Raw genomic sequence first — 14,010 nt, 5'->3', positions numbered from 1 at the left:
TCGGATGACCGAGGTGAAAGACCGCGAGGCCGGGACGGTGCCGGCGCCGGGCGCGGAGGACGGCGCCGTCCCCGGCGGCGGGCGGCCGGGCGCGTGGACGCGCGTCACGCGGGCCGTGGACGGGCTCGTCGACACGATCGTGCTCGCGTTCGCGGCGTGGACGGTGATCTATCACCTCTGCCTGGCGCTCCAGCCGCCGACCTGGGTGATGCCGGCGGGCTGGGCCGCGGTGTCGGCGACCGGGATCGCCCTGTGGTTCCGCCGCCGGGCGGACCGCCCGCTGTGGGACGACCGCGTCGCGGCGGCCGCCGTCCACCGGGGTCTCGCGGGCATCGCCGCCGGGGCGGCCGTCGTCGCGGGGACGAGCGCCGGCCTGCACGGGGAGGGCGTCCCGTGGTGGTGCACGTGGGCGGCGGGCGCGGTGAGCGTCGCGGCGACCGCGGCCGTCCTGCTACGCCGCCCCGCCGCGCGGGACCGCGCGCCGACCGCCGATCCCGCCGGGCTGGGCGGGCCGGACGACGGGCCCGGCGAGGCGGACGCGGCCCGATGGGGCACGCCGCTCGCGCTGCTGACCGGCGCCGGGTTCGCGGTCGCGTCGCTGTTCGTCCTCAACTCCGACGGCGACGACGCCTACTTCGTGTCCCGGTCGGTGGCGACCGCCGAGACCGGGCGCATCCCGATGAGCGACGTCATCTTCACCCCGGGGACCACCGACCAGATCGCCGGGGAGCCCCCGGTGTCGTCGATCGAGGTGCTCGCCGGGGCGCTCGCGCGGATCCTCGGCGTCCCGGGCGCGTCGTTCGTCTGGTACGTGCTGCTGCCCGCGGTCACGTTCCTGGCGGTCTGGTCGCTGTGGCGGCTCGTACGGGCCTGGGCGCCGCGCCGCGCCGCGCCGCCGCGTGCTTCGCGGTCGCCGCCGTCTACCTGCTGTGGGCGGGACTGAGCCCGGCCTCGCTCGGCTCGTTCCACCTGCTGCGGATGTGGCAGGGCAAGGCGGTGCTGGTGTCGCTGCTCGTCCCGCTGCTGTTCGCCTACCTGACGCGCTGGGCCGAGCGGCGGACGCGCCGCGACCTCGTGCTGCTGGCCGCCACCGGGGTCGCGGCGGTCGGCCTCACCTCGACGGCGGCGTTCGTGGTGTCGCTGGTCGTGCTGGCCGCGGCCGCGCCGCTCGTCGTCTCGGGGCGGGTCCGGACGGGCCTGGCGGCGGGCGCGGCGATGGTGTACCCGGTCGCGGCCGGGCTGGCGGTCATCCTGCTGTACGAGAGCGTCTCGGTGCACGGCACCGTCCACGACGCACCGGCCAGTTACCGGGCCGTCCTGTTGTACGCGGCCCTCGGTGTGCTCGCGGGGTGCGCGCTGTGGCTCGCGCCGTGGACGGTCCGGCCCGGTGTCCCGGCGCTGATCTGCGGAGGGGTCGCGGCGCTGCTGACGCTGCTGATCCTGCCGGGCGTGCTGGCGCTCGCGGCGGACGTCACCGGCGCCGGGCAGGTGCTGTGGCGGACGATGTGGCTGGTGCCGGCGCCCGCGCTGATCGGCATGCTCGCCGCCGTGCGGCTCCCGGCCGGAGCGCGGCCGCGGGCCGCGGGCCGCGCCGTCCGGGCGGCCGCGGCCGGGGCGCCCGCCACCGTCCTGGTCGTGGCGCTCGTCGCCGGCGGGACCCCGGTGTGGGCGGAGTCGAACGGTTCGGTGGTCGCGGACCGGCCGTCCTGGAAAGCGCATCCCGGACGGGTCGGGACGGCGCGCGAGGTCGTCGAGCGGGCCGGGCCGGGCACGATCGTCCTGATGCCGGGCCGGTACATGCGGCTCGTCCCGCTGCTGACCACCGAGACGCACGCGGTGAACCCCAACTCGCACTACCTGTCGATGCTCCCCGCGCCGGAGCGGGCGATCGAGGACCGCGAGCTGCTGTCGGCGGCCGTCCGGTCGGCGCGGGGCGGGAAGCCGGGACCGGCGCGGGTCGAGGGGGCGCTGCGGCGCCTGGACGTGCGCGTGGCGTGCGGGTACCCGTGGGACGAGCGCGGCCTGCGGCTGCTGCGCGGCGGCGGGTACGGCGGCGAGCGGCGGATCGGCGATCTCGCGTGCGTCTTCCCAGGTCGCGGCGGGAGGTAAGGGCCGGCGGTCCCGTTCGCCGGTTTGGCCGCCCTTTACCTGGGCATCGGCGTGTCGTTCGATCCGACGCACGTTGGAGGATGACATGTCGACCGTGGTGATGGTCGTCATCGCCGTGATCATCGTCGCCGCCGTGGTCGCCGCGGTCGCGTTCCTGGGGCGGCCCCGGGCGCGCACCCACCGGCTCCGGCGGCGCTTCGGGCCCGAGTACGACCGGGCCGTCGAGCGGCACGGCGGCCGGACGGCCGCCGAGGAGGAGCTGCTCACCCGCGAGCGCAAGCACCGCGAGCTGCCGTTGCGCGATCTCCCGCCGAACCGTCGCGAGGAGTTCCGCGCGCAGTGGGTCGGAGTCCAGGAGCGGTTCGTGGACGAGCCCGCGCGGGCCGTCGAGCAGGCCGACGATCTCGTCCGGGTGGTGATGGCCGAGCGGGGCTACCCGACCCGCGGATTCGAGGACCAGGTCGCCCACCTGTCGGTGGAGCACGCGCGCACCCTCGACCACTACCGGAGCGCGCACGCCGTCAGCGGGAAGGCCGCGGCCGGCGAGGCGTCGACCGAGGACCTGCGGCAGGCGATGGTCCACTACCGCGCCCTGTTCGAGGACCTCCTGTCGGCGCCCGGCGGGGACCGGCCCGAGAAGGCCCCCGCCGCGCCCCCCGCGGAACCGGCCGCCGGGCCCGCTCGAGAGACGAGGAGCTGAGACCCATGGCGCACAGGCGACCCGACACCCCGCCCGGCGGCGCGCCGGTCACCGCGGACGAGCGCGCGCGTGCCGCCGGCACCGGCGACCCGGGCGTGGCGGGCGACACGCACGTCGCGGGACCGCGCCCGTCCGCGCCCCGGCGGCCGTCCGGCCCCGAGCCCACGAGGAACGAGACGCTGAAGAACGAGACGCCGAAAGGCGCACCCGTGAAGAACGAGCTCGCGAAGCCCGCGCCTCCCGAGACGGCGCCCCCCGAGGCCGCGCCTCCCGGATCCGGGCCGGCCCGGCGGCGGGACGCCTCCCCCGGCGACGCGCGGCAGGCGGCGAAGCCCGGCGCCGGGCCGGACACCAGGCCCGACTTCAAGCCGGACCTCACTCCCGAGGTCCGGACGGGCGCACCCGGCGCCGTGCCCGGCAAGGCACCCGGCGAGTCGCCCGCCGGCCCCCGGGCCCTGCCCGGGCGGCTGCTGGACGCGGCCGAGGCCGACCGGCTGCGCGCCCGCTTCCGCGAGCTGCAGGCCGCGTTCGTCGACGACCCGCGCACGGCCGTCCGGGACGCGGACGGGCTGGTCACCGAGGCCGCCGAGGCCCTCGCCCGGGCGCTGGCCGGGCACCGCGGCGCCCTCGCGGACGGGATGGGCACCGAGGCGTCCGCGGACGCGCCCGACACCGAGCGGCTGCGCCTGACCCTGCGCGCCTACCGCGACCTGCTCGACCGCGTCGCGGAGATCTGACGCCCCGGCCCGAGCCCCGCACCGGCGGGCGTCCCGCGGATCCGCGGGACGCCCGCCGGTTCCGTCCGCGGGGCGCCTCGTCAAAGCACCGCTCCACGGTGAATACTGAATCCCGTTCGGTTAACCCCCGGGAGTGGAGGATCAACGGTGTCCGACGAGTTCTCGATGACCATCGGCGGCCGGGCGGTGGACGCGCCCGGCACCTTCGGCGTGATCGACCCCGCGACCGGGGAGGTGGCGGAGCAGGCGCCCGACGCGTCCCGGGAGCAGCTGGACGCGGCGATGGACTCCGCGCGCGGCGCGTACGCCTCGTGGCGCCGCGACGAGTCCGCCCGGCGCGAGGCGCTGCTGGAGGCGGCGAACCTGATGTTCGCCAAGTCCGAGGAGATCGGCCGCGTCATCACCCTCGAGCAGGGCAAGCCGCTCGCCGACGCCACCATGGAGGTCGCCGCGGCCGGCGTCTGGCTCAAGTACTTCGCCGGTCTGGAGATGCCCGTCGAGGTCATCCAGGACGACGACAACGCGCGCGTGGAGGTGCTGCGGCGGCCGATGGGCGTGGTCGCGGCGATCACCCCGTGGAACTTCCCGCTGCTGCTGGCGACCTGGAAGATCGCGCCGGCGCTGCTGGCGGGCAACACGATGGTGCTCAAGCCGTCCCCGTTCACGCCGCTGTCGAGCCTGAAACTCGGCGCGGCGCTGCGCGACGTCCTGCCGCCCGGCGTGCTCAACGTGGTGACCGGCGGCGACGACCTGGGCGCGTGGATGACCTCGCACGACGTCCCCCGCAAGATCAGCTTCACCGGCAGCGTCGCCACCGGCAAGCGGGTCGCCGCGGCGGCGGCCCCCGACCTCAAGCGGGTGACGCTGGAGCTGGGCGGCAACGACCCGGCGATCCTGCTGGACGACGCGGACCCGGGCGCGGTCGCCGACAAGCTGTTCGGCGCGGCCTTCCAGAACAACGGCCAGGTCTGCTCGGCGATCAAGCGGGTGTACGCGCCGGACGCGCTGTACGACGACGTCGTGGACGCCCTCGCCGAGCGCGCGAAGGCCGCCAAGGTCGGGCCCGGCACCCAGGAGGGCGTCCAGTACGGGCCGGTCAACAACAAGCCGCAGTTCGAGCGGGTCGGGGAGCTGGTCTCCGCCGCGCTGGCCGGGGGCGCCCGCGCCGCGGCGGGCGGCGCGCCGATCGACGGGCCGGGCTACTTCTTCCAGCCGACGATCCTCGCCGACGTCGCCGACGGCGCGCGGATCGTGGACGAGGAGCAGTTCGGCCCCGCGCTGCCGGTGATCCGCTACAGCGATCTCGACGAGGCCCTCGACCGCGCCAACGGCACGCACTTCGGCCTGTCCGGCTCGGTGTGGAGCGCCGACGCCGACCGCGCCGCCGAGGTCGCGGGGCGGCTGGAGTGCGGCACCGCGTGGGTCAACACCCACCTCGCGCTCGCGCCGAACCAGCCGTTCGGCGGGTTCAAGTGGAGCGGCGTCGGCGTCGAGAACGGGACGTGGGGGCTGCAGGCCTTCACCGAGCTCCAGGTCGTGCACCGCTCGAAGCACTGACCCGCGAGCGGGGTGCGGGCCCGGTCCGCGCCGCCGGGCCCGCACCCGTTCCCGTCCGGGAGGTCATGACTTCGAGTCCGGAAAGTGACAGGTCCGCCACTGGCGGTCCGGCCGCCGGGCGCCGACACTTGATCAACGGGGGCCGGGCACGACAGCCGACCGCGGAGGACCGGATGCACACGTGGGACGTCATGCGCCAGGACGACAACGGCAACCGGGTCCACCTGGCCGCGCACGACTCCCGCGTCTCCGCGCTCGCCCACGTCCTGGCCATGGAGAGCGGCGTCCCGCACAAGCAGCTGTACTGGGTCGAGGGTCCCGCCGGCGCCGCCGTCCGGACGAACCGCGACCTCTACCTCGTGTTCCTGCACCTCGGCCAGGACGCGCGGGCGGCGTCCTGGTCGCTGTCGGCCTTCCTGCGCGCCCTGTGGAAGGTCAGCGTCCCGCTCCGTGACCGGGCGCGCCTGGACCCCGACGACGTGGCGGCGATGTTCTCGGCGGCCGCCACCGTCCCGCCCGCACCGTTCGACCCGGCGTGGAGCGGCAAGGACCTGGCGCTTCCGGGGCCCGAGCCCGACGGGTACGCCGACTGGGAACGGGTCGTCCTGTCGCAGATCGCCGATCTGGAGGACTTCCTCACCGCCCCGCCCGGCCCGCGCGCCCGGTTCGGGGTGGAGGCGCCGCGCCCGCCCGGCTCCGGCCGCCGCGCGACGCCCGCCCGCTGGTACAACTTCGACCCCGCCACCTACCTGGAGTGCGCGGTGGCCGGGAGCCTCGGCGGCTGGGAGGCCGCGGACGGGGCCCGGGTGCCGCTGGCGTCCGGGCCCGGCGCGCCGCCCGTCCGCTCGTACGTCCGCGAGATCCGGGCGATGACCTGGGCCGAACTCGCGCGGATCGCGGTGTGCGGGCAGGTGTACGAGTAGCGTTCCCGCACCGGCCGGTTCCGTCGGACCCGGGTGGTAGTAGTGGGGGCATGAGCGAGAGGCCGGTCGCGTTCTCCGACCGGGACGGCTGGTGGCTGGCACGGGGGCGGCCGCATCCCGCGCTGCGCCCGTTCCTGCGCTCCTACGACGGCTACTGGGAGGAGCCCGCCCGCCCGTCCCGGATGCGGACGCTGCCCACCCGCACCGCCGTCCTGATCATCAATCTGGGCCCGCCGATGCTGCTGCGGACCCCCGACCCCGACGGGGACCGCGTCTACCGCTCGTTCGTGGCGGGCATGCACGCCGGGCCCGGCATGTACGAGCATCCGGGCGGGCAGGTCGGCGTCCAACTCGACATCACCCCGCTCGGCGCGTACACGCTGTTCGGGGTGCCGATGGCGCGGCTGTCCAACCTCGCCGTGGAGCTGCCCGACCTGCTCGGACCGGGTGCCGCCGCCCTCGTCGACCGGCTCGCGGGCACGCCCGGCTGGGGCGACCGGTTCGACCTCATCGACGCCTACCTCCTGCGCCGCGCCGACGCCGGGCCCGTGCCCGACCCGGAGGTGCGCCGCGCCTGGGACCTGCTGCTGCGCAGCGGCGGCACCACCGGCGTCGCCGAGCTCGCCGCGGACGTCGGCTGGAGCCGCAAGCACCTCGCGCACCGGTTCCGCGAGCAGGCCGGCCTGCCGCCCAAGGTGATGGGCCGGGTCCTGCGGTTCCAGCGGGCCGTCGGCCTGCTCGCCCGCGGCGGTGACCTGGCCGCGACCGCGTTCGCCTGCGGCTACTACGACCAGGCGCACCTCAACCGCGAGTTCCGGACGCTGGCGGGCTGCACCCCCACCGAGGTGCTGAACGGCGGCGCCGAACCGCAGCTCCTCACCACCGGCGCCGAACCTCCCTGACGGCCCGGTGCCGCCCGCGCCGCGTCCCGGGTCAGTTCCGCGCCGCCCCGCCCGTCCCGTGCTCGGCGGCGATCCGTTCGAACACGGCCATGTCGGCGTCCCACTGAGTGCCGGGCCGGGGCCAGTGCAGCACGATGTCGGTGACGCCCAGCTCGCCGTACCGTCCCGCCAGGTCGGCGAACGCCTGCGGCGACTCCAGCCACGGCTCGCCGGTGAACCCGGTCAGCAGGACGCGGTCCCCGACCTCGCGGCCCTCGGCCTCGCACGCGCCGCGCAGCGCGTCCAGCCGGGACCGGACGGCCTCCGGTGCGTCGCGTCCCGGCGCGACGGCGTTGGTGATCCATCCCGCGCCGTGCCGGGCCGCGACCCGCATGGCGCGCGGCCCGTCCGCCGCGATGAGGAACGGGACGCGCGGGCGCTGCACGCACCCCGGTTCCGTCACCACCTCGCGGGACGAGTAGTGCTCGCCCTCGAAGGTGGTCTCCGGGCCCCGCAGCAGGCGGTCCAGCAGCTCCACCCACTCGGCGAACCGCCCGGCCCGTTCGGCGGGCGTCCACTCCGGGCCGCCGAGGACGCCCCCGTCGGAGGTCCGGCGGGTGCCGCCCGATCCGATCCCGACGGCCAGCCGGCCGCCGCTCACATGGTCGATCGTCTTGATCGCGTGCGCGGTCGGCACCGGATGCCGGAAGTTCGGTGACGTCACCATCGTTCCGAGCCGCACGCTCGACGTCACGGCCGCCGCCGCGGCGAGCGTCGTGTACGCGTCGTACCAGGGCGTGGCGCCGCGCCAGGCGAGGTGGTCGTACACCCAGGCGTGGTGGAACCCCAGTTCCTCGGCGCGCCGCCACGTGTCCCCGGCCTCCGGCCAGGACTGCATGGGCCAGACCACCGTGCCGATCCGAGGTGCGGTCACCGATCCCCCTCCGTCGCGCTCCGAGCGCCCCGCCGCGGGACGCCGTTCCCACTAGATCACGAACGCGGCCTCCGGCGCGGGCGGGTTTCAGCGGGCGGCGTCCAGCCAGTGGCGCAGCGCCCACCACAGGTGCGCGGTGCGGGCGACCGCCGCGCCGTCCGCCGGGTCGGGCGGCGGGTGTCCCGTCAGCTCCTGCAGGCGCCGCAGCCGGTACTTGACCGTGTTGCCGTGGACGTGCAGCGCCGCGGCCGCCGGCTCGATGCGTCCGCCGTGGTCGAGGTGCGCGAGAGCCGTCTCGGCGAGTTCCCGGTGGAACGGGTCGGCGGGGTCCAGCCCGTCCAGCAGCGCGGCCGCCAGCAGCCCGCCCAGCTCGGGTTCCGCGTCGGTGGCCGTCACGAGGGCCAGGTCGGCGAGGTCCCGCATCCCGGTGAGGCCCGCGGCGGCGCCCGCCCGCAGCGCGCGGCGTCCGAGCGCGTAGAGCGGCGCGACGTCGCCCGGACGGGCGGGCGGGGCGGCCACCAGCAACGGACCCGCGGGCGGCGGGTCCGGCAGCCGGGCGACGAGGGCGGCCAGGCGCCCGTCCACGAGCCCGCACAGGCCCGACCCGGCCGAGGTGAGCCGGGCCTCCAGGTGCGCGGCGGCGGCGGGATCGCTGACATCGGACACGACGCAGTGGTAGGCGGCGCCGGCGTCCAGCGGAGCGGGGACGGCGACCGGTTCGCCGTGCAGCAGCTGCCGGAGCGTCTGGACGGTGCTCTCCCGCGCCGTGCGGGCCGCCTCCAGCTCGGTCACCCGGTGCGCGTGGACCATGCGGTGGACGAGCGCGGTGGTGATCTCGTCGATGCGGCTCACCCCGTCCAGCAGCAGGGCGTCCGGGACGCCGAGGCGGCGGCCGTCGGCGATGAGCGTCCGGACGAGGTGCGCGCGGCCCGCCTGGAAGCCGTCCAGGAACGCGGCGACCGGCACCCCCTGCCGCGCGCGGTCGGAGCCGAGCCGCTCGGCCGCCGCGAGGACGTCCGGTCCCGGGCCGCCCTCCGCCAGCGCGGCCACCACGCCCCGGACGAGCGCGGCGGTGTGCCGCCGCGTCTCCTCCTCCGGCAGCGCCGCGACGAGGTCCGAGCGGGTCCGGGCGGCGCGCACCGTCGCGTCCAGCAGCGCCGGGTCCTCGCTCCGCTCGACCAGCAACCGCAGGAAACGGTCGCCTTCTCGTTGCTCCATGCCGCCATTGTGCGGTGCCGTTGTCCCCTGCGGACAACCGGGCACGGCGGGCTTGGGCCGGACCGGTCTAGCCGGAGGGGCACCGCTTGGTGTTCGGTGGAGGCAGCCGAATCCCGAGGAGCGACCGATGGCCGAGGACGAAGAGTTCCTGGAGAAGCTGCCCACCGACCTGATCTTCCGGCTGCCGCCGAACTTCGACGACGTCGAGGACGAGCGCCGGCACCGCAAGGAGCGGCTCACCGCCGCGCTGCGGATCTTCGGCAAGTTCGGCTTCGAGGAGGGCGTGGCCGGGCACATCACCGCCCGCGACCCCGAGCGCGACGACCATTTCTGGGTGAACCCGTTCGGGATGTCGTTCAAGCACATCAGGGTCAGCGACCTGATCCTCGTGAACCACGAGGGCAAGGTCGTCGAGGGCCGTTACCCGGTCAACGAGGCCGCGTTCGCGATCCACTCGCAGGTGCACCAGGCGCGCCCGGACGTGGTGGCCGCCGCGCACAGCCACTCGACGTACGGCCGCGCGATGTCGGCGCTCGGCCGCAAGCTGGAGCCGATCACCCAGGACGTGTGCGCGTTCTACCAGGACCACGGCCTGTTCGACGACTATACGGGCGTGGTCACCGACCTGGAGGAGGGCAAGCGGATCGCCGCGGCCCTCGGCGACCACAAGGCCGTCATCCTGCGCAACCACGGCCTGCTGACGGTCGGCGACACCGTGGACGCGGCCGCCTGGTGGTTCATCACGATGGAGCGGTCGTGCCAGGTGCAGCTCCTCGCGCAGGCGGCGGGCCCGGTCGTCCCGATCGAGCACGACAACGCCGTCCTCACCCACGAGCAGATCGGCAACGACCTGGTCGGCTGGATCAACTACCAGCCGCTGTACGACCAGATCACCCGCGAGCAGCCCGACCTGTTCGACTGACACCGCGCCGACCGGCACCGCGCCGACCGGCGCCCGCCGGGGGCGTCCCGCCGGGCGCCGCCCCGGCCCGCCGCGGTGCGGCGCCGACCCCGCCGCCGGGCGGCCGGGGCCGCATCGGCCATGATCGGGGCATGGACCTGCGTGTTGCCTTGATCGGATACGGCACCGGGGGCGCGGTCTTCCACGCCCCGCTGATCTCGTCCGTCCCCGGGATGCGCCTGGCGGCGGTCGTGACCGGGGACCCGGAGCGGCGCGCGGCCGTCGCGGAGCGGTACCCGGACGCGCGGGTCCTCGACCACGCCGACCGGCTCTGGGAGGTGTCAGACGCCTACGACCTGGTGGTGATCGCCGCCCCGAACCGCTACCACGTCGCGCTCGCGCGGACGGCGCTGACCTCGGGCGTCCCCGTCGTGGTGGACAAACCGGCCGCGGCCACCGCCGCGGACGCCCGTTCCCTCGCCGCGCTCAGCGCCGTCCGGGGCCTGCCGGTGATCCCGTTCCACAACCGGCGCTGGGACGGCGACCACCTCACCGTGCACCGCCTCATCGGCGCCGGGACGCTCGGCGACGTGCTGCGCTTCGAGTCCCGGTTCGAACGGTGGCGGCCGGAGATCAAGCCGGGCTGGAAGGAGAGCACCGACCCCAGGGACGCGGGCGGCATCCTGTACGACCTCGGCTCGCACCTGATCGACCAGGCGGTCGCGCTGTTCGGGCGTCCGGTCCGGGTCCACGCCGAGGTCGACACCCGCCGCCGCGGCGCCACCGCGCCCGACGACGTCTTCGTCGCCCTCGAGCACCGCGGCGGCACCCGTTCGCACCTGTGGACGAGCGCGACCGCGGCGCGGCCGGGCCCGCGCCTGCGCGTGCTCGGTTCCCGCGCCGCCTACACCGTCCACGGCATGGACGTGCAGGAGGACGCCCTGCGCGCCGGACTCGTCCCGAACGATCCGGGCTACGGCATCGCCCCGCCGGAGGCGTACGGCCTCGTCGGCGTCCCGGGCGACGAGCGTCCCGAGCCGACGGCGCCGGGCGCCTACCACGACTTCTACGCGGCCGTGGCCCGCACGCTGCGCGACGGCGCGCCCCCGCCCGTCGACCTCGCCGACGCGATCACGGGACTGGAGGTCATCGAGGCGGCGCTGCAGTCCGCCCGCGAGCACACGGCGATCTCCCTCTCCCGGCCGTGACGCTCCGGGGCCCCGCCCCCGAGGTCAGAGCACGGAGACGTGAACGTGGTCGTAGTGGTTCTGGGTGATGCTGCCGCGGTCCTCCATCTGGCTCCAGCCGCCGCTGCCGCGCATGTCGTAGATGCGCTGCTTCCAGATGACGTACTTGATGCCGAGGCGCTCGGCGTTGTCGATGACGTACTGGGCGACCTGGTCGCCGTGGGCGGTGGCCGAGGCGCTCGGCATCGCGCCGCCGGTGCTCTCCATGAAGTCGCAGGCGCGGCCGGAACCGTGGTCCTGCGGGTCGCCGGGGCGCATGCAGCCGATCGCGGGGAACGGGCCGAACTTGCCGTCGACCTCCTCGAGGACGGTGCGCATGCGGTCGGTCATCGAGTTGCCGGTGATGGACGACTTGGTGCCGGACGCCCCGTCCGGGCGGGCGCTCCCGGAGCCGGAACCGGAGCCCGCCGAGGCGGTGGGCGTCTCGGGCTTGTACTTGGCGAGCAGCTTCTTGACGCGCTCGCGCTGGCTCTCGAGGTCCTCGATCTCCTTCTCGACCTTCTCGAGCTTCGCCTCCGCCTGCTCGCTGGCCTGCTCCGCCCGCGCGTCCAGGGCCTCCAGGTTCTGAACGCGGCGGCCGTTGTTGCGGCTGATGTGCTCGAGGCCGCTCGCCGCGGCCAGGGCGGCCGCGGGGTCCCCGTCGGTGAGGATCGGGACCGCCTCGTAGCGTCCGGTCATGTAGGCGGTCGAGGCGAGGGTGGCGACGGACGTGCGGGCGGCGTCGTAGTCGCCGGAGGCCCGGTCGGCGGCCGTGCGGGCCTCCTTGGCGGCCTTCTCCGCCTCCTCGAGCGAGATCAGCTCGCCGCGGTACTCCTTCGAGAGCTTGTCGGCGCGCTTCTTGAGCTCCTCGTACTTGGCCGCCGGATCCATCGGCGCGCGCGGCACGGCGGCGGCGCGGGCGGTCGGTACCGCCGTCACGCCCAGCGCGAGGGCGAGGGCCGCCGCGCGTCGTGCCGTCCGGCGTCCCCGGGAGGGACGCTCCGTGCCGCCGGGGGGATCGAGGGCCGCCACAGATCACTCCTTGATAACAAGCCTCAAGATTGGCGGCACGCTACCACATACGCCCTTTTCGTCTCACTTGATACGGAAATCACTCAGCGTAACGAACGGTCACCGGTCGCGGGGCCGGGCCGGGGCGCGCGGCCCCGGCCCGGAGGCGCGGGAGGCCCGCCGCTCAGGGGCCGACGAGCTCCTCCCAGCGCGGCACGCCGGGGGTGCGGCGCAACCGCAGGCCGGCCTCGGCGGGCGTCCGGTTCCCCTTCCGGTTGTTGCACTTCCCACACGCCAGGACGGTGTTCTCCCACGTGTCGCCGCCGCCGCGCGACCTCGGGTGCACGTGGTCGATGGTGTCGCCGCGCCGCCCGCAGTACCCGCAGCGGCCCCGGTCGCGCAGGTGGACGCCGCGCCTGCTCCACGGCGGGCGGCGGCCGTGCCGCCAGCGCATCGCGACGTACCGGACGAGACGCAGTACGCGCGGGACGGGGAACGCGCCGATCGTCCGGCCCTCCTCGGCCTCCTCGACCACGGCCACCTCGCGCACGAGCATGCGGATGGCGTGCCGCAGGTTCACCTTCTGTAACGGCTCGTACGTCGCGTTCAGGACGAGCACGTGCATGCGCCACCTCCCCTGCCCCGCCGCTTCCCCGCCAGGATTCGAACCTGGACCTCCGCATTAACGGTGCGGCGTTCCGCCGTTGAACTACGAGGAAAAGGTCCGGCAATTCTCCGGACTTCCGAGCATTTCCCGGAAGTCCCCATTAGCCTGCCGATTCCCGGCGGGCCGGGCAACGCGTTTTCCGCCGGGTCACGACGGGAGGTCGGCGGCCGCCGCCTGGTACTCCATCGACTCGCGCTCCGTCCGGAACCCCAGCTCCTCGTTCACGGCGATCATGTGGGCGTTGTCGCCGGCGTTGTCGGTCTCGATCTCGCGCACCTCCGGACGCTCGGCGGCGAGCCAGCGCAGCATCTCCGCCTTCACCCAGATGCCGATCCGGCGGCCGCGGTGCTCGGGCACGACCGCGGTGTCGTACTGCGCGGCGCGGCCCGCCGCCCCGGCCGGGACGACCATCTCGGTGAACCCGGCGATCGCGTCGCCGGCACCGGTGAGGGCCGCGACGGTGTACAGGTCGTCGCCGCGCTTGGCGACCAGCTCGGCCATCTCCCGGACGCGCGCGGCGTCCCAGGGGGCGCCCTCGTACTCGGCGAGGTCGGCCATCGCGGTCTTGGCGCGGGCGAGCGCGGCGGCGCGCCCGTCCGGGACGACGCCGCGCCAGCGGACGAGCCGGTAGCCGGCGGGCCCGGCGGCGACCAGCCGGGCGGCGCGGCCGGGCGGGACCTCCGCGAGGTCCAGCACCATCCCGCGCAGCGTCAGCACGCACTCGAAGCCGTGCGACTCGAGGAACGGGACGGCCGGGGTCCCCGCGAGCACCTGCGCGATCACGCTGGTGCGGCCGTCGGCGCGCAGCCCCGCGGCGGCCGCCGTCAGCAGCCGCCGGCCGAGGCCACGGCGGCGGTGCTCGGGGCGGACCCGGATGTCGATCTCGGCGGGCCGTCCGGTGCCGGGATCGCCGGGCAGCAGCAGCGCGGCCACGGCGGCGAGCCCGTCGCCGGGGGCGGGACCGGCCGGCACCGCCCAGAGCCGCTGCCGGCCCCCGGGGACGCCGCCCAGCAGGCGCGCGGCCGTCTGGTCGGGCTCGGGCGCGGGCTCGGCCGCCGGATCGTCGGCGTGCACGGCGGCCAGCACCCCGTGCCACTGCCTGATCCGCGCGTCCGTCGGGTCGTCGAGCGCGATGACGTCCATCCG

At 75.7% G+C, this 14,010-nt stretch carries 14 protein-coding genes and 1 tRNA gene; 9 read left to right on the top strand and 6 right to left on the bottom strand.

Annotated elements, in window-relative coordinates; translation table 11 throughout:
- Positions 1-4 precede the first annotated feature (4 nt).
- The 7 genes from F7P10_RS41040 (at position 5) to F7P10_RS41010 (ending at position 6,928) form a co-directional block, all read left to right on the top strand.
- On the top strand, positions 5-943 hold the full coding sequence (locus F7P10_RS41040) for a hypothetical protein (RefSeq protein ID WP_151017480.1): 939 nt from the start codon (positions 5-7) through the stop codon (positions 941-943).
- A complete protein-coding gene (locus F7P10_RS41035; protein ID WP_151017478.1) occupies positions 853-2,109 on the top strand; it encodes a DUF6077 domain-containing protein in 1,257 nt (418 codons plus the stop codon). The genes F7P10_RS41040 and F7P10_RS41035 overlap by 91 nt, the downstream gene beginning before the upstream one ends.
- A gap of 85 nt (positions 2,110-2,194) precedes the next feature.
- On the top strand, positions 2,195-2,809 hold the full coding sequence (locus F7P10_RS41030; protein WP_151017476.1) for a hypothetical protein: 615 nt from the start codon (positions 2,195-2,197) through the stop codon (positions 2,807-2,809).
- 5 nt (positions 2,810-2,814) lie between these two features.
- Positions 2,815-3,546 (top strand): hypothetical protein, encoded by a 732-nt coding sequence (locus F7P10_RS41025; protein WP_151017474.1) that lies wholly within the window; start codon positions 2,815-2,817, stop codon positions 3,544-3,546.
- A gap of 147 nt (positions 3,547-3,693) precedes the next feature.
- Entirely contained in the window at positions 3,694-5,103 is a 1,410-nt protein-coding gene (locus F7P10_RS41020; RefSeq protein WP_254716283.1) for an aldehyde dehydrogenase family protein, read from the top strand.
- Between the two features lie 173 nt (positions 5,104-5,276).
- Positions 5,277-6,026: a hypothetical protein gene (locus F7P10_RS41015; protein WP_151017473.1), complete on the top strand. Its 750-nt coding sequence runs from the start codon at positions 5,277-5,279 to the stop codon at positions 6,024-6,026.
- Between the two features lie 50 nt (positions 6,027-6,076).
- Entirely contained in the window at positions 6,077-6,928 is an 852-nt protein-coding gene (locus F7P10_RS41010; RefSeq protein ID WP_151017471.1) for an AraC family transcriptional regulator, read from the top strand.
- 31 nt (positions 6,929-6,959) lie between these two features.
- Here the strand turns inward: F7P10_RS41010 and F7P10_RS41005 are convergent, their stop codons facing one another.
- Together F7P10_RS41005 and F7P10_RS41000 are read right to left on the bottom strand one after the other, a co-directional pair.
- Positions 6,960-7,841, bottom strand: a complete 882-nt coding sequence (locus tag F7P10_RS41005; protein ID WP_151017469.1) for an LLM class flavin-dependent oxidoreductase — start codon at positions 7,839-7,841, stop codon at positions 6,960-6,962.
- An 87-nt stretch (positions 7,842-7,928) separates the two neighbouring features.
- Entirely contained in the window at positions 7,929-9,059 is a 1,131-nt protein-coding gene (locus F7P10_RS41000; protein WP_151017467.1) for a helix-turn-helix domain-containing protein, read from the bottom strand.
- A 127-nt stretch (positions 9,060-9,186) separates the two neighbouring features.
- Here F7P10_RS41000 and F7P10_RS40995 point away from each other — a divergent pair, with 127 nt between their 5' ends.
- Together F7P10_RS40995 and F7P10_RS40990 are read left to right on the top strand one after the other, a co-directional pair.
- Positions 9,187-9,981, top strand: coding sequence for a class II aldolase/adducin family protein (locus F7P10_RS40995; RefSeq protein WP_176611842.1), 795 nt, complete (start codon positions 9,187-9,189; stop codon positions 9,979-9,981).
- 131 nt (positions 9,982-10,112) lie between these two features.
- A complete protein-coding gene (locus F7P10_RS40990) occupies positions 10,113-11,168 on the top strand; it encodes a Gfo/Idh/MocA family oxidoreductase (RefSeq protein ID WP_151017465.1) in 1,056 nt (351 codons plus the stop codon).
- Between the two features lie 24 nt (positions 11,169-11,192).
- On the opposite strand, the gene F7P10_RS40985 is transcribed toward F7P10_RS40990, so the two are convergent.
- The 4 genes from F7P10_RS40985 to F7P10_RS40970 all read right to left on the bottom strand — a co-directional run bounded on the left by F7P10_RS40985 (position 11,193) and on the right by F7P10_RS40970 (position 14,007).
- Positions 11,193-12,218: a cell division protein ZapB gene (locus tag F7P10_RS40985; protein WP_254716282.1), complete on the bottom strand. Its 1,026-nt coding sequence runs from the start codon at positions 12,216-12,218 to the stop codon at positions 11,193-11,195.
- Between the two features lie 163 nt (positions 12,219-12,381).
- A complete protein-coding gene (locus F7P10_RS40980; protein WP_151017463.1) occupies positions 12,382-12,822 on the bottom strand; it encodes an HNH endonuclease in 441 nt (146 codons plus the stop codon).
- A 23-nt stretch (positions 12,823-12,845) separates the two neighbouring features.
- A tRNA-Asn gene (locus tag F7P10_RS40975) sits at positions 12,846-12,916 on the bottom strand.
- 95 nt (positions 12,917-13,011) lie between these two features.
- Complete coding sequence (locus tag F7P10_RS40970) at positions 13,012-14,007, bottom strand: GNAT family N-acetyltransferase (protein WP_151017461.1); 996 nt, start codon at positions 14,005-14,007, stop codon at positions 13,012-13,014.
- Positions 14,008-14,010: the final 3 nt, after the last annotated feature.

The organism is Actinomadura sp. WMMB 499 (assembly GCF_008824145.1).
In the GTDB taxonomy this organism is placed as follows: Bacteria; Actinomycetota; Actinomycetes; order Streptosporangiales; family Streptosporangiaceae; genus Spirillospora.
Note: the sequence above shows the minus strand (reverse complement) of the source record. Positions and strands in the feature narration are given on the sequence as shown.

Bases quoted from the DNA above. Each gene is read 5' to 3' on its own strand.
- F7P10_RS41040 (WP_151017480.1), top strand. From the start codon at position 5: ATGACCGAGGTGAAAGACCGCGAGGCCGGGACGGTGCCGGCGCCGGGC.
- F7P10_RS41030 (WP_151017476.1), top strand. From the start codon at position 2,195: ATGTCGACCGTGGTGATGGTCGTCATCGCCGTGATCATCGTCGCCGCC.
- F7P10_RS41025 (WP_151017474.1), top strand. From the start codon at position 2,815: ATGGCGCACAGGCGACCCGACACCCCGCCCGGCGGCGCGCCGGTCACC.
- F7P10_RS41015 (WP_151017473.1), top strand. From the start codon at position 5,277: ATGCACACGTGGGACGTCATGCGCCAGGACGACAACGGCAACCGGGTC.
- F7P10_RS41010 (WP_151017471.1), top strand. From the start codon at position 6,077: ATGAGCGAGAGGCCGGTCGCGTTCTCCGACCGGGACGGCTGGTGGCTG.
- F7P10_RS41000 (WP_151017467.1), bottom strand. From the start codon at position 9,059: ATGGAGCAACGAGAAGGCGACCGTTTCCTGCGGTTGCTGGTCGAGCGG.
- F7P10_RS40995 (WP_176611842.1), top strand. From the start codon at position 9,187: ATGGCCGAGGACGAAGAGTTCCTGGAGAAGCTGCCCACCGACCTGATC.
- F7P10_RS40990 (WP_151017465.1), top strand. From the start codon at position 10,113: ATGGACCTGCGTGTTGCCTTGATCGGATACGGCACCGGGGGCGCGGTC.
- F7P10_RS40980 (WP_151017463.1), bottom strand. From the start codon at position 12,822: ATGCACGTGCTCGTCCTGAACGCGACGTACGAGCCGTTACAGAAGGTG.
- F7P10_RS40970 (WP_151017461.1), bottom strand. From the start codon at position 14,007: ATGGACGTCATCGCGCTCGACGACCCGACGGACGCGCGGATCAGGCAG.